The sequence below is a fragment of the Blautia sp. BIOML-A1 genome (genome assembly GCF_009883055.1).
Taxonomy (GTDB): Bacteria; Bacillota; Clostridia; order Lachnospirales; family Lachnospiraceae; genus Blautia_A.
This window is the reverse complement of sequence record NZ_WWVR01000016.1, coordinates 1-17,845: the sequence shown is the minus strand read 5'-3', so window position 1 is coordinate 17,845 and position 17,845 is coordinate 1. Positions and strand designations below refer to the sequence as shown.

Genomic DNA, 17,845 nt, shown 5'->3' with positions numbered 1-17,845 from the left:
AAAGCGGACAAGTCCACTTCAAATTCCCTGAATCCCTCAATCTTTGAGGGACTTACTACCATCCCGAATAGTAGACAATTTGTAGCCATCGAAAAGAAAAAATCCCCAGAAAACCTTGTAATTCAAAGTTTTCTGGGGATATGGATATTATTCGAACTCTACAGTTCCGGTTGGCTTCGGTGTGAAGTCATAAAGCACGCGGTTGATTCCGGCAACTTCGTGTGTGATACGATCTGTGATGTGAACCATCAGTTCATGCGGAATCTCAGCAACAGTTGCTGTCATAACGTCTGTTGTGCATACTGCACGAACGATACAGCACCACTCAAAAGCACGTTTTCCATCTTTGATTCCAGTAGATCTGAATTCCGGAACAACAGTGAAGTACTGCCATACTTTTCCTTCCAGTCCGTTCTTTGCAAATTCTTCACGAAGAATTGCATCAGATTCACGAACCGCTTCCAGACGATCGCGTGTGATAGCACCTGGGCAACGAACACCAAGTCCCGGTCCCGGGAATGGCTGACGATAAACCATGCCATGTGGCAGACCAAGTTCATCACCAACAACACGAACCTCATCCTTAAACAGGATTCTGACTGGCTCTACGAGCTCAAAAGCCATATCCTCCGGAAGTCCGCCGGCATTATGATGAGCCTTGATTCCTTCTTCTGATTCAAGGATATCCGGCCAGATTGTGCCCTGTGCCAGGAATTCAATTCCTTCAAGCTTTCTTGCTTCTTCAGCAAATACTTCGATGAATTCTCCACCGATGATTTTTCTCTTTGTCTCAGGATCTTCGACTCCTGCCAGTTTTTCAAGGAAACGATCTGTCGCATCCACGTAAACAAGGTTTGCGTTCATCTGATTACGGAATACTTCGATTACTTCCTCTGGTTCACCTTTACGAAGCAGACCATGATTAACATGGACACATACTAACTGCTGACCAATTGCCTTGATCAGAAGTGCCGCAACAACAGATGAATCAACTCCACCTGAAAGTGCAAGAAGAACTTTCTTATCTCCTACCTGTTCTTTGATCAGTTTAACCTGCTCGTCGATAAAAGCCTTTGCAAGTTCTGGTGTTGTAATTCTTTCCATATCAGCTGGACGTCTGATTTCAGTAACGTTCATTGGAAATTCCTCCTCATCCATTAAAGATTTGTTTCTTTTTGCTGGTATTTCATTTCGGTCGCATCTATTATTTTGGCTTACTCTTCAGTGCCAAATTGTTGTGATTTAAATTATAAATGACAGGGAAATATTTGACAACCTTTATTTGAAATACCGATTTTTTTTAGTAAAAATGAACAAACCACTATTTTGTTATCCGCAGTTATTGTTATCTGCACTTCAGGCTGACATCTCCGCTGTCGGTCCTGAGCACCAGATTACCGCCCATTCCTTTCTGTATGTAGGAGATAGCACCGTCATCGTCATCCTCCTGCACTTTGCCACCCAGTGCATCATCTGCATTGATATTTCCCATCTCAGTGTCCACCTGCACGTTCCATGCACGCATCACAGCTTCTTTACCAATAAAACAAAGGGTTCCCATATCCGTATTCACCTTAAGATCATCGAAATCACAATTTTTAAAGAACATATCTCCCGAATCCGTCTGAACATTGCCCTTTTCAATCTCACAGTCATTCAGCAGCACGTTGCCCATATCAGATTTAATATTTACCATCTTCCATTTCTGACCTTCCGGTACATAAAGTGTTACCACATTTTCATCCGTAGTAAGGGGATTTCCACCCAAAAATCCTGATAAAAATCCGATATCAACATGATAATAACTCTTACTATCATTGCTATTTTCATGAATCGCTAATTTACCATCCCTTACCTGATAACTGATCGGCTCTTTCTTCTGGTCAGAAGCCTGATAAGCAATATAACAGAACTGATCATCCGAGCTGACCACCTGCAGATTCATATCTGACATGGAAATATCTACGGAATCGAAGTCATCCAGCTTTGTCTTCTCAAGGACTGCCTCATTATCACTTCTTTTTGCAGATCCTTCCAGCCGGTTCAAGTCTGCTTCCTTCACATATTTACTTCCACCACTTGCGGCACCGATTCCCAGCAGAACTGCACCACATACACAGCATCCGATGCCTGCTGCAAGCCATGCCTTTACCCATCTTTTCATCGCTCTAACCTCTCTTTCTGCCTGCGATCCACCGCACCAGCTTCACGATCAGCATGCCGCTCCATTTACACAGATATACACATAACAGTGCACCAAGAATGCCTGCTCCAATAGCCAGCAGTCCGCTTCCTGTAAGCATTGCAAAGCCGCTCATGGAGAACGGAACTGCCAGTATACCGCGGATAAAAATCTTGCCACCAACCATCAGCAGAGCTGCTGCAAACAACACCACACATAACAAAACTGCAAATACACACACGACTAATGAAAGAACAACTGCTACAAGGGCTGCCAGAAGCGGAGCTCCCACCGGTGCTGCAAATAACACCAGTAATGCGATCCACACCACATGCTTGCCGGAGCCTTTCTGTTCGGCTCTGGTCTGTCCGTCTGCTTCATAGTTCTGATGATCTTCAATCTTCTTATCCAGAAGATTGGCCATAAGGTCTCGGGCGGCCTCCTTCGGCGTGCCAAGTTCTTTCATCAGTTCTGCTGTGCCTTCCTCATCCGTCTCCTGAAAATACTCAGTGAAATATTCCATCGCGTCCCCATATTCCTGTCTCGGAAGCTTACGCAGATATTTATGCAATTGATTCAGATATTCTTCTCTGCTCAACCTCTTATCCTCCCTTCAATGATCCCATCTACCGTATCTTTGTAAATTTTCCATTCATTACTCAGATATGCGATCTGTGCCTTTCCTTCTTCTGTAATCGAGTAGTATTTTCGTTTTCTTCCCTGATACTCCTGCGAATAAGTAGTCAGATATCCTGCATTCTGTAATTTTTTTAATATCGGATAAAGCGTAGATTCTTTAATGTCAGCAGCTTTCTTTACTGTCTGACTGATCTCATAACCATAAGAATCCCTGCTTTCTACCACCGTCAGGATCATATATTCGATCAGTAACGCTGATACCGGAAAATACATTGAATCACCTCCCAAAGTATATATAAAATATTTATATATATAAATTTTATATATACTATACGTCGGCAGTGCCCGGATGTCAATACATATATAAAATTTTTATATATTTTGCGACAAAAAAATATTCCACAAAAAAAGGCCTGCCCTTGGAGAATATAAAATAGTTCTCCATGAGCAGGCTCTTCTTATTTTTGAACTCCTCACGTTGTACATATGAATGAACACACAAACATTCCGGATTATTTTTATGCATTCTGTTTCTTACTCGACATTTGCCCTGATTTCATTTCTTCGCTATTTTCCAACAGTTTTTTTAAATATCCGTTTTTCTTCATTAATTCTTTAAATGTTCCCATCTCAACCACTTTTCCATGATCCAGACAGATAATCCGATCCGCGGATTTAATTGTAGATAATCTGTGCGCTATCATCACTACCGTACAGTTTTTGGCACTTCGCTCTATCGACTCCTGAATCTTTCTTTCATTTTCAGTATCAAGATTGGATACAGCTTCATCGAAGACCAAAATCGGAGAATCTTTTAGCAGTGCTCTTGCTATCGCTATACGCTGTCTCTGACCACCGGATAGTTTTACCCCGCCTTCTCCTGCAATCGTCTGATAACCTTCCGGAAGCTCTGTAATAAATTCATGGGCGAATGCTTTCCTTGCTGCCTCCATTACTTCTTCATCCGTTGCACTGCTTCTTCCAAGACGAATATTCTCCAAAATCGGTATCTGAAATAAATACACATCCTGTAATACCGTGGCATACATTTCATTCAGGCTCCTTAAAGATATGTCTCGTATATCTTTTCCTCCAATACGGATACATCCTTTTTCAGGATCCCAGTTTCGAAGCAGCAGTTGGATACAAGTTGTTTTTCCTGCACCGGATGCCCCTGCAATGGCTATATGTTCCCCCGGTTGAATCCGAAATGAAATATCTTCCACAGCAGCCTCCAGATCCTCTCTGTATCGGAAACTTACATTCTCAAAACATATTTCCGGTTTCAGATCCTTTGTATTGATATCATTTCCGGAATCCTGCACCAGCGGTTTTGCTTCCAGTACCCGGTAAATCCGGTCTGCTGCTGCAAAAATCAACCCAAAATTTCTTGCTGTATTGCAGACCTCAATGACAGGTCCCAGAATCATTGCAGACAGTACCACAATAACTGTATACATGGAAACTGCCATTCCGTCCTTTCCTACATACCATGCCGCTATCAGTGCCGCCACAAGGCCGGATACTCCAAGTACCATCTGAAGCAGCATTCCTTCTGTACCTAGCCGTTTACTGTATGAAAACTGCTTTTTATACATATGTTCCAGGTATGCTCTGTTCTTTTCCTCGTATCCTGTTCTATAATTCAGAGTCAGTATTTCTTTTAACCCCTGCACTCCTTCTAACGTTACCGCATTGGCATCTGCCAGAGCTTCCCTGACTTCTCTTCCCTGTACATCTGCTTTCTTTTTCATCCATATCGGTATGATGACCGCTGTTACTGCAAAAAGAAGCATTACCAGATCCAGAATCGGAAGTATCTGCCATAAAATAATCATTAAAATAACAGGTGTAATAATTGCAACCAGAACACTTCCAAAGGTATGGGCAAAAAACCATTCCATGATTTCCACATCTCCCATTAATGTGGATGCAAGCTGTCCTGAACGCATATTCAGCAAAATTGCCGGCGACACTCTTTCTATAGAATCAAACAACTGTATTCGGAAATCAGCAAGTACCTTAAATGCCACATCGTGGCAAATCCACATTTCCAACACGTAAAACACAATCCGGATGATAATTACTGCTATCGTAGCCGCGATCACATAATTCAGTTCCTGCATCAGTTTTCCATCAATTGCCAGACCTACTGTCCATGCCCCAAGCACAGATGCAGCCACCAGCGATAACTGATTTCCCACTCCTGCCGCAATTGCAGCCACCATACGCAGACGATATTTTTTCAGCCTCTTCGAGAGCCGTATGACATTTTTCAGTCTTGTAAATTTCTGTTCTTCTTTATTCATAGCTTTGTGCCCTCACCAGATTCTGATAAATTTGATCTTTCTGCAGTAATTCCTCATGCGTTCCACATCCTTCTACACATCCATTCTGCATGACATAAATCCGGTCCGCATCCTCAATTGTCGTCATACGATGTGCGATCACCAGAGTTGTGCGATCCTTCATAGCCTCTTTCAGTGCATTTTGTATTTCCTGCTCATTTTTGCAGTCCACACTGGAAGTTGCTTCATCCAGAATCAGAATTGGCGCATTCTTTAAGATTGCTCTGGCAATGGCAATTCTTTGTCTTTCTCCTCCAGAAAGCGTAGCTCCACGTTCTCCCACCAATGTGTCATATCCATTTGGAAGGTTTACAATAAATTCATGGGCATTCGCCGACATAGCCGCCTGCATGATCTCCGCATCCGATGCTTCTGGTCTGGCCATCCGGATATTATCCTTTACCGTACCATAAAACAGAAAACTATCCTGAAACACTACCGAAATCCGACTTCTCAAATAATCTGGTTCGAAGCTTCCCAATGCCTTCCCATCGATTTGAATTCTGTTTTTTTCAGTTTCATAAAATCCAAGAAGCAGATTTACAATTGTGGATTTCCCGGATCCTGACTTTCCTGCAATTGCAGTAACCTTGCCGGACTCAAACACCATATCCACATTTTTTAATACATCGATGCCATCTTTTTCATATTGAAATGACAGATTTTGTAATACGATTTCCGGCTTTTCCCCAATTCCTGTATTCTGCAGATCTTCTTTTGTTTTTTCCGAAACCGGATAATCCAGAACATACAATAATTCCTCAGCAACTGATAATCCCGTATAACTGTTATGCCAGTAAATACTTAAATCATTCATCGGTTTCAGACATTCACCCGCCAGAAACAGAACCTGTATCAGTACTGCATAGGGAATCTTTCCTTGTGCCACATGAATGGCAGATAACAGGATGCTGATACTGGTTCCGGCTGTAATGCAGATCATAATTAATGTAGAATCTGAAAGTGATATTCCCAGATTCCTCATAGATTCTGCTGCAAATCCAATGGCCTGGGTTTGCAGCCTTCTTCCCTCTTTTCTGCTGACTCCCAAGGATTTCAAGGTACTCATCCCCTGCATATCATCGATATACTGTGCATTTAACTGTGCATATTCTTTCCAGTACAGTACCATTACATCCGATACTGCCGGCATAAATATATGCGGTACAATTACCGTCACCGCCGACATAAAAAGAAGCAGAAGACCTACCGTCCGATCCAGGCGGCACATAAAAGATGTAATAAATATTGTGGTAAAAACAACCACCGCCATCTGTGGTATATACTGAGTCAAAAAGGCTTCCAGCGATTCCACGCCATCTGTAATCAGTGACTGGAGATTTCCGGTTCTCTGGTCATTCTTAAAAGATGGACCAAGAACCATTATCTTATCCAGAATCTGACTGCGGATCTCATTCTTCACTTTTGCCGCATATTTTTTCAGAAAATATTCCTGATACTTTATTAAACTCGCTCTGATAAAAAGAGAAAGAAATTCTGCCAGAAAACACAGTAGAATTTCTTTCATATCTCTCTTCTCGCATACTGCTATAACCATTTTTGCAAGAAACCATGTCTGGGAAAACTGGGCACCCACTATGCCCAGTCCCAGTAAAATTCGGATTGCAGTTTCCTTCTTTGCATATTTCAGAAAATATACTAATCGAAAAAACTGGTTCATCTTACTTTTCTCCACCTACCAAAAACTGAGGTGTCAGTTTATTCAGTTCTCGTTCCATAGATGTTCTGGAAATCTCACTGATATCTGGCAGTGCAAACACTTTGGAAAATCCAATTTCCATCATGTAATCCAGATCCCATGCAGGACGCTTTTTGTCACTCATAAACAGCTTGGCGCTAAGTTCTTTCCCTGTTTCCACATCTTCATGAGCATGGATACCTCTTCCATATTTTTCCCACATAGCAGCATCATGTGCTTCATAAATCTTTTTCTTTTCTTCATCATAAAGATGCAGATACCAGCAGGCATCCGACACCAAAAGGCGTCCACCTTTTTTCAGTACACGCAGCCACTCCCTGTAAGCCTTCTGTGGATCGTCCAGCGTCCATGTGATATTTCTGCAGATAACCATATCAAATGTCTCATCCGGAAAATTCAGATTGTGACAGTCCATTGTCATCAGATCCGCAGATAAACCTGCCGCCTTTACATTTTCCTTTGCCTCATGGATCATATTTTCAGTAATGTCAATCCCCGTCACATGATGTCCTTCTTTTCCCAGTGTTATTTCAAAAAATCCTGGTCCGCATCCTACATCCAATACTTCCAGATGCTCTTTTTCCGGTGCATACTCCAGAATCAGATTCTTCCAGTTTTCTGCTGTTTCACTCTGCAATTCTGCTTTGATTCCCTCACTGTAAATACCGGCTTCCCCTTCCCAGTACTCTTTAATCTTATCGTTTTGCATGTCACTTCTCCTTCTTTGTGGCTATTACAATAAATTTTTTTCCCTGATATCCGTATTTCCAAAAATCCATCCTCCATGGACTGTTCAGCCATCGGTTCTCTCTGATCTGGATTCTTGCAAAACGTACTTTTTTCAATATCTGAAAATCCACTTCCGGACGCTTCTGTGACGTAAATGGCAATTTTTCGTAGATTCCGCTGTTTTCCTTTACGTCAGTTTCATATGTTTTTTTCTCTGTAACATAAATAAGAAAATCAGCAATTTTCATATGGATTTTATTTTTTAATGTAGGTTCTATGGTACGATAGTCTCCATCAAAATAAATGATTCTTCCGCCTGGTTTTAATATATCCTTCCAGCGCCTGAAGGCTTTTTCCGGATCATACAGCGTCCATACTGCATCTCTGGAAATTATCACATCATAACTTTCTTCCTGTTCCAATGGCAGAGTAACACCATCTTCCTGACAGATTTCCACAGTCTGACGATAATGCTGCATATTTCTTCTGGCTTTTTCTACCATTCCTGATGATCCATCGACTGCCCTTACCTCATGTCCCAGACGCGCTGCTATGATACTCATAAACCCCGGGCCGCAGCCCACTTCTAAAATACGAAGGGGCTCAGGTCCAAGAAGTCTTTTCAGCTCTTTTGTCCAGTAAGATACCGTTCTTTTGTTACTCAATTGTTTTTGGATCATGTCATCATAATCACCGGAATCTTCTGTCCACTTATTTTCGATTTCCTCAAACATATTTTACTCCACTATATCCAGCGTTCCCCAGTTAATGCCTTCATAGGCTGTCGGTGCAAGTTCCACATTGGTCAGTCTGGTATTGTTATAGATATAATCACGGTTTGGATAATATAACGGTATTGTAACTGCCTGATCATTGATACGTGTCAGAATCTTGTCGTATAATGCAGTACGTTCTTCTTCATCCTGTGTCTTTAATACTTCTCCGAGATCATTGTTCAGTTCTTCATCATACCAGTTTACTGCCTTTGCTCCATCTGATGCATAGAACATGGATTTCAGGAAACCATGAGGCATCCAGGAATCTTCATAGCTGCGGTAGATACACAGGTCATAGTCTCTTGTGGACCAGATGGCATCATAGTAAGCTGCAGATTCTTCTTCTACCAGTTCAATACCTACACCAATCTTTTCGTATTCTGATTTCAGGAACTCGCACAGAGACTTCCAGGAAGCGTATTCTTCTGTCTGAAATACCAGTCTGAGATTCAGCGGTTCTCCGTCTTTTTCTACAATACCGTCTCCGTCTGTATCCTCATATCCTGCTTCTTTTAACAGTTCTTTTGCCTTGTCTGGGTCATATGGATAGCCTTTGCTGTTTTCTTCTGTTACATAAGGAACTGTCGGAGACATAAGTCCGGTTGCCGGATTACCATAACCATCTAACAGGTCATTTACAATGCTTTCATTATTTGTTGCATAATTCAGTGCCTGACGTACGTTTATATCCTGAAGTGCCGGTGTATCATAATTCTCAATCAGATAGAAGGAAAGTGTGGAAACCTGCTGTTCTGTTGATAACTCTTCATCTGCCTGAATAATGCTGTAGCTTTCGGAAGGAATATCCTGGAGATTCAGATCTGCCTCTCCACTCTGCAGTGCCATCACTCTGGCATCTCCGTCTACCACCTGTTTCAAAACAACTTTATCAATCTTTGGTTTCTCTCCATAATAATTCGGATTTGGTACCAGAACTACTTCCTGACCACTCTCATAACTGTCGATCATCCACATTCCGGTACCCACTTCCTGATAAAATTCTCCATCTTCATCCAGTGCACTTTCACAGGTGAAACGGAATGGTCTTGGATAAGTAAATTCAATCAGCAGTGTATAACATGGTTCTGCAAACTTAAATTCTACAGTATAATCATCTACTTTTGTTACATCTTCCAGTTTGGCTGAAAAGTTGCCGGTTACATCCTGTTCCACCCATCTGTTATAATTCCAGAGCACATTATCTGCATTAAACTCTGTACCGTCTGAGAATTTCACATCTTTTCTTAAATGAAACGTATAGGTTGTGCCATCTTCGCTGATATCCCAGGATTCTGCCAGTGCGGGTTCAATCTCTCCATTTTCTCCATAACGTACCAGCGGATCATAGATCATTTCATAAAGACGAAAGTCCGGACCACTTTTTACAGGATCACAAAGTTCAGGAGTCAGATCAAGGGATGTTATTGCTGTAACCACTTTTTCTCCTTCTGCCTGTACATTGATGCCTGTCATCAAAGTTGCTGCCATCATTCCCAATGCTACCAGTTTTACTACGTTTCGTTTCTTCATTTCTTCCTCTCCTTTGTATTTGTTATATATTTTACAGCATATGACATGCCGCAAAATGTCCTGTCGCAATTTCTGTCAGTTCCGGTATGTGCACTCTGCATATATTTGTACATTTGCTGCACCTGTTCTGATATGGGCAGCCCTGTTCCGGAATCGTATCTGAAAACATTTTCTTTTCCTGTAATCCGATTCTTCGCATTCTCGGTTCTTTCACCGGAATGGAATCAAACAGATCTATTGTATAAGGATGTATGGCTGTCTCTTTTAATCTGTCGGTATGCTTGATAAACTCTACCACACGTCCCTGATACATAATTGCCACCTCTTTGCAGAGATACGGAACATTGGACAAATCGTGAGTGATCAGTAAATAGGTCATCTCATATTTTTCCTGCAGTTCATTTAACAGATGCAGGATCTGCTTTCGTATGGAATAATCCAGACTGGATACCGGTTCATCACAGATTACAAGTTCTGGTCTTAATACCAGCGCTCTCGCAATATTGGCTCTCTGACACTGGCCTCCTGAAATCTGTCCAACATAACGGTTACGAATATCCGGATCCAGACCCGTCTGGATCAAAGCTTCCTTTACTCGCTCTTCATACTCCCCCTCTTGCAGTTTTTCATGTAATTTCAGAATTTCCAGGATATTTTCTCCAATTGTGTACCCGGGATCAAATACTCCGCTGCTGCTTTGAAAGATCATCTGAAGGTTCCTGCGATATGGACGGAACTGTTTTTCAGAAAAATTCTGCATTTCCTGTCCCTGAAACCAAAATTTCCCATCTGTAGACTTCTCCAGACCTGCAATCAGCTTTCCAAATGTAGTTTTCCCACTTCCACTTTCACCGATCAGAGCCATGGATGATCCGGCATGGATTTCCAAACTTACATCATCCACTGCTTTCACTATTTTTTTCTTGCCATAATATTTTTTTAAATGTTCTGTCTTTAGTAACGTACTCATACTTTTCCCCTATAAAACAGCATCCAACAGTTTTTTTGTATATGAATGCTGTGGATGATAAAAGATATCTTCGACTGTTCCGTTTTCTACTATTTCGCCGTCCTTCATAATTGAAACATCATCTGCAATTTCTGCCACCACACCCAGATCATGAGTGATAAATAACACGCCCAGATTTTCTTTCCTGGATAACTGATAGATTTCTTCCAGAATCTGTTTCTGCACTGTTACATCCAATGCCGTCGTCGGTTCATCTGCGATCAGATAATCTGGTTTCATGGACATGGCAATGGCGATCATAACCCGTTGACACATACCACCTGACAATTCGTAAGGCTTTTTCTTCATCAGTTCTTCCGGATCACGCAGATTCATCATCCTCAGACTTTCCAGTGCAACTTCTCTTGCCTGTTTTTTGCTCATTCTATGATGTTTTCTCAGCCCTTCCAGAAGCAGTTGCTCAACTGTAAAAAGCGGATCGAGAGCGGCTGTCGGATCCTGAAAAATCATTCCAATCCTGTCTCCGTATAACTGTCGCTTTTCTTTTCCTGATAACTTCAGAATACTCTTTTCGTTCAGTGTCACATCTCCAGATATCACCTTTCCATTTCCTGCAAGCAGATTCATAATCGTCAGAGAAGTAACTGACTTGCCGCTTCCGCTTTCTCCCACCAATGCATGAATCCTTCCTCTTTTTACTTCCAGACTGACATCTTTTACTGCATGCACCATTCCGTGAGAGGTCTGAAACTCCACATGTAATCTTTTCACCTTTAGAACATCATTTTTGGGCTGTTCCATTCTGTATTCCCTCCCCCAGATAATTAAATGCCAGAACAATGATCATAATCAGTATGCCCGGATAAAACATCAGACTTGGATAAGTCTGGATATAACTTTTACTGTCACTGAGCATAATTCCCCATTCCGGTGTCGGTGCCTGCACACCCAGACCAATAAATGAAAAACCAGCGATAGACAAAATAATCGAACCGATTTCCATGGTTGCCAGTGCGATCACAGACGGCAGGATATTTCTTAATATATGTCTGAATATAATTCTGGCATGACCACAGCCGCCGGCTTTTAATGCAGTCATATAATTTTTATTTTTTTCCTGAAGTGTCAGTGCACGGGCAAGTCTTGCATATTCTGCCCAGGATACAACCGATAAGGACAGGATCAGATGAGCACCGCTGGCTCCCATAGTTCCCGCAATAGCAAGTGCCACAATAAAGACCGGCATTGCCATAAATACATCTATGATTCTCATAATCACAGAATCAATTTTTCCACCTACATATCCGGCAAACAGTCCAATCGGCACACCAACACATACGGTAATCATAAGTACCGTAAAGCTGTAACTCAATGAATATCGGCTACCCCAGAGAAGTCTTGATAAAATACATCGTCCCAGCTGATCAGTGCCTAAAGGATACGCCGCTGACGGACTTTTTAATTTTATTGTAACGTCCACCAGCAGCGGATCATGCGGTGCCAGCACAGGTGCAAAAACAGCTGCCACTGCAAAAATCATTACTACGATTAATCCTATTTTTGTTTTTGGTGACTGGAATATCCGTTTCCAGTACAGATTTTGAATCATGCTTTTGTCTGTTTTTTGTGCTCTTCTGCTTCCCATTCTATGCCTTCTCCTTTACTTTAACTGAATTCGCCGGTCAATCGCAGAATAGGCGATATCCACAAGAAAATTCAACACTACAATGCCCACTGCCAGAATAAAGATAAAACATTGCAGCACCGGAGCATCTTTTGTAACCACTGATTTCAGTGCGAGATTTCCGATTCCCTGAATGGAAAAAATGCTCTCTATCACGGCTGAGCCACAGAAAAAGCTGATTACCATTGATACCAGGCGTGTCATCACAGGAATCAGTATATTTTTTAATCCATGACGCAGAATCACATTTACAGAGGACAATCCCTTGGCTCTGCTGGCACGTATGTAATCTTGCTTCAGCACCTGTATCATATTTGTACGAATCAGTCTTGTCATGATTCCAAAAAAACTGATATCCATGGCAAATGCTGCAAGAATCGGGATACCACCGGCATTTCCTCCGATTACAGAGATTACTTTCAACTTCACTCCAAATATATAGAGCAACATCAGACCAATCCAGAAAGATGGCATAGATACACTGAGCGATGATAAGACACGAACGGCTTTATCCAGAAACCTGTTTTCATAAATCGCTGACAAAATCCCAAGAGGAACCGATACGATCAGCAACAGGAAAAACGAAGTAACTGCCAGTTTAAACGTCTGTGGAAAATATCTTTTTAATTCCTCAAAAGCTGGTTTTCTTGTGGAATATGATTTTCCAAAATCACCATGCAACGCCTGATTCAGCCATTTTCCATACTGCACCAACACAGGCTGATCCAATCCTTCCTCATGCCGTACTTCTTCTACCTGCTCCGGTGATGGATGTTCGTATTTTTGCTCTGCCAGTACTCTGGCCGCATCACCTGCCGATATAAAACTCAGCATAAAAATAATAAATGTAACTGCCAGAACTACCGGTATCATAAATATAAAACGCTTTGCAATTACCTTTCCCATCTTCATTTCTCCTCATTTTTCATCTGTTTATTGTGTTTGAAACAAAAAAAAACTGATATGATTCAGCATCATATCAGCACAAAAATAAATCTCTACCCCAGGCAGAGCTTATTTCTTCTGTATCCCATCCGAATCAGAATTTTTTCTATCAAAAAGGCAAGTCTCCTGACTCCAGTTCATCCTACTTACCATCTTCCCGGATTTCTCCAGTGATTTTTTGGTTTTCGTCCCTGTCACAGTAGCGGTGGCTGTTCTGGCATTTCACCAGATTCCTTATTAAGTACTTTGTACACCTTTCTGACTATTTAATTTTCTTGGTTTATGGTCTGTATCTTCCCTGCTGCATCTGTTATAATGACTGTCAGTACATTATATGGAGGCTTGCTATGAAACAGACATTGCAATCTATCTTAACTGCATCTGATGCTGTGCTTTTTCCTGCTATTTCCAGAAACCACAGCCTGAATTCTGTTTTCTGTATAACTGAATCTGATGTTTTTCGCTGCAATGAAGAAATCGCAGTATTTTTGCAGGATCCTGATTTTCAAAATCGTCTGTGCAAGCAGGATTTTGTGGATGTTTTGTTTATCCTTAAAGGAAACTGCACCTGCAGATTTTATAAAACAGATCTGGCAGCACCACCGGAATCCGTCTTTTTATCCAAACATTCCTTTTGTATTATCCCACATCAGGTTATTCATTCTTTTTCTCCTGATCCCGACTGCCAGATCCTGCATATTTTTTTCAAGCTGGATTCTCTGAAAAGTCATTACTCCGACCTGATCTCAGCCAATAATATGCTTCTTCTTTTTTGTTCCAATATGCTGTATCGGACACATTACTGGAATTATCTTTATTTTTCAGTCTCCTACACAGATAAACTAGATACTCTTCTGGCTGAAATGTATGAAGAATTCCATCATAAACAGATTTTCCATCAAAATATGCTTTATTATTCTGCCGGCATGCTTTTTACCCTTATGGAACGACAGTCACTCAGCCATATCTGCGTCTCTCCATCCAATCCGCTTCGGCTGGTACGTTATGATCAGATTTATTCTTATATCTGTGATAATTATCCAATGACCTCTGCCAGAACAATTGCAGAATATTTTCATATCAGTCAGTCTTATCTCTGCAAACTGTTTCACGAAAACGGTACTACTGTTACTACGGTCATTCAGGAAATCCGACTTCAGCAGGCCCGAAGCCTTCTGGAACAAAGTGACCTCTCCGTTCAGAATATTGCAGAACTGGTCGGTTATCATGATCTGACTTATTTTATCAAACTGTTCAAGCGGTACTTTTCGGTTACGCCTTACCAGTATCGTAAAAAATATCAATCTACGAAAAAGCTTTTGCAACCAACAATAACATAGTACCACACTTTCATCCCTATAAAAATGGCTTATTTTTTATAAAAATCGTGTTTTTTTACACTGAATTCTCCGAAAACATATGTCAGATTATCCTGTATAATACAAAATGGCTTTTAAGCAAACGAAAAAAAGGAATTTCCTCTCACACAAAAAGGATGCGCCACGGTAACTTCTCCCGTTACCTTGACGCATCCTTTAATATTATTATTCTTGCTATTCTTCTTAATGACAGCTGTGGCTTCCGCATCCGTGCTCGCCACATGTATGTCCTTCCCCGTGGTTGTGTTCGTGATGGGAACACTTCACATCCGGATTATACTCAAGTGTTTCGTTGATAAAAGCTTCTACTGCTTCATCTGCATCTCCGGAAACTCCTCCGAAAAGCTTAATGCCGGCTGCCGCTAACGCAGTCTGTGCACCGCCTCCAATTCCGCCACAGATCAGAACATCTGTATTTAATGCATTAAGGACTCCCGCCAATGCACCGTGTCCGCTTCCATTCGTATCTACTACTTCTGAATGTACTACTTTTCCTTCCTCTACATCGTAAAGCTTAAATGTCTCTGTGTGTCCAAAATGCTGGAAAATCTGTCCGTTTTCATATGTTACTGCTATTCTCATTATACCCTCTCCTTTTTCCACTGCATATTTTTGATAAAGTTCCTGCTTGTAACATCCTCCAAGGCTGCAGTTACTGCTCTGACCGTCGCAGATTCTGAAATCCCCGCCCTCAATTCTGAGTGGATGTCCGTCAATAAGTGCATCTGCTATTTTCTTCCGGGCAATCTCGTAAATCCGCTGGACCGTCGTTCTTGCGATCTGCATAGATACTGCACACTGCTCCTGACTGTAACCTTTCTTGTCCAGAAGACGGATTGTCTCGTACTCATCTACAGTCAGAACAATGGGTGCTTTTTTCTCGGCATCATCTGCCGGAAGGAATTCTAAAACATTCGGAAAATGGCAGACTTTTCTGCATTTTACTGGTCTCGGCATAAACTGCTCCCTTCTCGCTTTTCTTATATATTAGCTTGATAAAAGGCATATGTCAATAACTTTTTCGACATATGTCAATTATGCAATTGACGCCTTTCAAAAAAATAAGTATACTATGTTCATAAAAGGGAGAGAAATATTATGAGCTTTGATAATTATTTTCCAGTATGGAGTGAATTAAATACAAAACAGAAAAAACTGATTTCAGATCATTTAAGCACACAGCATGTAAAAAAGGGAACGGTCATTCACAACGGAAACATGGATTGCACTGGCTTATTACTGGTTAAGTCCGGACAGCTTCGAACTTACATACTTTCAGATGAAGGACGGGAGATTACGCTTTACCGTCTGTTCGATATGGATATGTGCCTCTTGTCCGCCTCATGTATCATACGTTCCATTCAATTTGAAGTAACCATTGAAGCAGAAAAAGATACAGATCTTTGGATCATCCCTGCTGAGATCTATAAAAGCATCATGCAGGAATCTGCTCCCGTCGCAAACTATACCAATGAGTTAATGGCTACCCGTTTTTCTGATGTCATGTGGCTTATTGAACAAATCATGTGGAAAAGTTTGGATAAGCGTGTTGCTTCATTTCTTTTAGAAGAGACCTATATCGAAGGAACAAACGAGCTGAAAATCACTCATGAGACGATTGCTAATCATCTTGGTTCCCACAGAGAAGTTATCACTCGAATGCTTCGATACTTTCAAGGTGAAGGACTCGTCAAACTCTCCCGCGGCAAAATCACAATCCTTGATTCGAAAAGACTGGAAACACTACAAAAATCATAAAAATATTTTGATTATTTCTAATAATCCATACCACATACATATAACCTTTCGATCAGCGCGCGGTCATTAATCACTGCATCATAGAAACAGAATCCGCCTGAGAAGTTATATGTTTCATATCCATTTCCTTCCAGAATACGACTGGCAATATAACTTCGCAGCCCACTCTGACATATCAGATATACAGGCTTTCCTTTCTCAATTTCATTGATCCGTTCCCTCAGTTCATCTACAGGAATGTTTTTGAATCCATCAATATGACCCCTGCTGAATTCATTTACAGTTCTCACATCCAGCAACACAGCACTTTCATCTTCAGAGATCGTATCCACATCTTCCAGGTGCCACTGTTTCAGGGTTCCTTTTGCTATATTGTCTATCATAAACCCGGCCATGTTTACAGGATCCTTGGCAGAGGAATAAGACGGTGCATATGCGAGATCCAGATCTTTCAGCTGGGTTGCCTTCAGTCCTGCATGGATTGCTGTTGCCAGCACATCAATCCGTTTATCAACGCCCTCATATCCAATAATCTGAGCACCAAGCAAGCGATAGGTCTCTTTTTCAAAAACCACCTTCATGGTCATCACTTTTCCACCAGGATAATAACCGGCATGACTCATAGGAGAAAGAATTACTGTATCTACCTCTAATCCTGACTTTTTGGCATTGGTTTCATTGATACCTGTAGTGGCTGCTGTCATATCAAAAACTTTGATAACGGAGCTTCCCTGACTGCCCAGGTAACGACTATCACCGCCACAAATATTATCAGCGATGATCCTGCCCTGTTTATTGGCCGGACCAGCCAAAGAGATCAGCGCATCATCACCCGTAACATAATGTTTTACCTGAACTGCATCACCTGCTGCATAAATATCCGGTACAGAAGTTTCCATCCTTTCATTCACTACGATACTTCCCTTGATGCNTAATCTGAGCACCAAGCAAGCGATAGGTCTCTTTTTCAAAAACCACCTTCATGGTCATCACTTTTCCACCAGGATAATAACCGGCATGACTCATAGGAGAAAGAATTACTGTATCTACCTCTAATCCTGACTTTTTGGCATTGGTTTCATTGATACCTGTAGTAGCTGCTGTCATATCAAATACTTTGATAACGGAGCTTCCCTGACTGCCCAGGTAACGACTATCACCGCCACAAATATTATCAGCGATGAT

16 protein-coding genes, 2 pseudogenes and 1 riboswitch are annotated in these 17,845 nt (G+C 41.4%); of the genes and pseudogenes, 2 read left to right on the top strand and 16 right to left on the bottom strand.

All coding sequences use genetic code 11. The features are described from left to right. Positions 1-147: 147 nt before the first annotated feature. The 13 genes from guaA to GT674_RS09030 all read right to left on the bottom strand — a co-directional run bounded on the left by guaA (position 148) and on the right by GT674_RS09030 (position 13,484). Positions 148-1,104 carry a glutamine-hydrolyzing GMP synthase gene (gene guaA / locus GT674_RS09090; RefSeq protein WP_334297014.1) on the bottom strand — a complete coding sequence of 319 codons (957 nt, stop codon included), beginning with the start codon at positions 1,102-1,104 and terminating at the stop codon, positions 148-150. Positions 1,105-1,345: 241 nt separating this feature from the next. Continuing rightward, on the bottom strand, positions 1,346-2,164 hold the full coding sequence (locus GT674_RS09085; RefSeq protein ID WP_161285382.1) for a DUF4097 family beta strand repeat-containing protein: 819 nt from the start codon (positions 2,162-2,164) through the stop codon (positions 1,346-1,348). A gap of 4 nt (positions 2,165-2,168) precedes the next feature. Next, positions 2,169-2,780, bottom strand: coding sequence for a DUF1700 domain-containing protein (locus GT674_RS09080; protein WP_161285381.1), 612 nt, complete (start codon positions 2,778-2,780; stop codon positions 2,169-2,171). Continuing rightward, positions 2,777-3,094: a PadR family transcriptional regulator gene (locus GT674_RS09075; RefSeq protein ID WP_161285380.1), complete on the bottom strand. Its 318-nt coding sequence runs from the start codon at positions 3,092-3,094 to the stop codon at positions 2,777-2,779. Before GT674_RS09075 ends, GT674_RS09080 begins: the two co-directional genes overlap by 4 nt. A gap of 245 nt (positions 3,095-3,339) precedes the next feature. Next, positions 3,340-5,130, bottom strand: a complete 1,791-nt coding sequence (locus GT674_RS09070; protein WP_161285379.1) for an ABC transporter ATP-binding protein — start codon at positions 5,128-5,130, stop codon at positions 3,340-3,342. Continuing rightward, positions 5,123-6,850, bottom strand: a complete 1,728-nt coding sequence (locus GT674_RS09065) for an ABC transporter ATP-binding protein (RefSeq protein WP_161285378.1) — start codon at positions 6,848-6,850, stop codon at positions 5,123-5,125. Before GT674_RS09065 ends, GT674_RS09070 begins: the two co-directional genes overlap by 8 nt. 1 nt (position 6,851) lies before the next feature. After that, positions 6,852-7,598, bottom strand: a complete 747-nt coding sequence (locus GT674_RS09060; protein ID WP_161285377.1) for a class I SAM-dependent methyltransferase — start codon at positions 7,596-7,598, stop codon at positions 6,852-6,854. Between the two features lies 1 nt (position 7,599). Beyond that, entirely contained in the window at positions 7,600-8,352 is a 753-nt protein-coding gene (locus GT674_RS09055) for a class I SAM-dependent methyltransferase (RefSeq protein WP_138271518.1), read from the bottom strand. 3 nt (positions 8,353-8,355) lie between these two features. Next, entirely contained in the window at positions 8,356-9,924 is a 1,569-nt protein-coding gene (locus GT674_RS09050; RefSeq protein ID WP_161285376.1) for a nickel ABC transporter substrate-binding protein, read from the bottom strand. 31 nt (positions 9,925-9,955) lie between these two features. Beyond that, positions 9,956-10,894, bottom strand: coding sequence for an oligopeptide/dipeptide ABC transporter ATP-binding protein (locus tag GT674_RS09045; protein ID WP_161285375.1), 939 nt, complete (start codon positions 10,892-10,894; stop codon positions 9,956-9,958). 9 nt (positions 10,895-10,903) lie between these two features. Beyond that, positions 10,904-11,695 (bottom strand): ABC transporter ATP-binding protein, encoded by a 792-nt coding sequence (locus GT674_RS09040; protein ID WP_138271515.1) that lies wholly within the window; start codon positions 11,693-11,695, stop codon positions 10,904-10,906. Further along, positions 11,676-12,539: a nickel transporter permease gene (nikC, locus tag GT674_RS09035; RefSeq protein WP_227239504.1), complete on the bottom strand. Its 864-nt coding sequence runs from the start codon at positions 12,537-12,539 to the stop codon at positions 11,676-11,678. The genes GT674_RS09040 and nikC overlap by 20 nt, the downstream gene beginning before the upstream one ends. Before the next feature lie 15 nt (positions 12,540-12,554). Continuing rightward, positions 12,555-13,484: an ABC transporter permease gene (locus GT674_RS09030; RefSeq protein WP_147598858.1), complete on the bottom strand. Its 930-nt coding sequence runs from the start codon at positions 13,482-13,484 to the stop codon at positions 12,555-12,557. Positions 13,485-13,622: 138 nt separating this feature from the next. Continuing rightward, a riboswitch (cobalamin riboswitch) is annotated at positions 13,623-13,796 on the bottom strand. Between the two features lie 74 nt (positions 13,797-13,870). Between GT674_RS09030 and GT674_RS09025 the strand changes: the two genes are divergently transcribed. After that, positions 13,871-14,863 (top strand): AraC family transcriptional regulator, encoded by a 993-nt coding sequence (locus GT674_RS09025; protein WP_161285374.1) that lies wholly within the window; start codon positions 13,871-13,873, stop codon positions 14,861-14,863. Positions 14,864-15,085: 222 nt separating this feature from the next. On the opposite strand, the gene GT674_RS09020 is transcribed toward GT674_RS09025, so the two are convergent. Beyond that, positions 15,086-15,859, bottom strand: a complete 774-nt coding sequence (locus GT674_RS09020) for a DUF134 domain-containing protein (protein WP_161285373.1) — start codon at positions 15,857-15,859, stop codon at positions 15,086-15,088. Positions 15,860-16,000: 141 nt separating this feature from the next. On the opposite strand from GT674_RS09020, the gene GT674_RS09015 reads away from it, so the two are divergent. Then, on the top strand, positions 16,001-16,660 hold the full coding sequence (locus GT674_RS09015; RefSeq protein ID WP_161285372.1) for a Crp/Fnr family transcriptional regulator: 660 nt from the start codon (positions 16,001-16,003) through the stop codon (positions 16,658-16,660). A gap of 17 nt (positions 16,661-16,677) precedes the next feature. Here GT674_RS09015 and GT674_RS09010 read toward each other — a convergent pair. After that, positions 16,678-17,601: pseudogene (locus GT674_RS09010) on the bottom strand (rhodanese-like domain-containing protein); the annotation flags it as partial. Then, positions 17,594-17,845: pseudogene (locus tag GT674_RS09005) on the bottom strand (CoA-disulfide reductase); the annotation flags it as partial. The pseudogenes GT674_RS09005 and GT674_RS09010, both read right to left, overlap by 8 nt.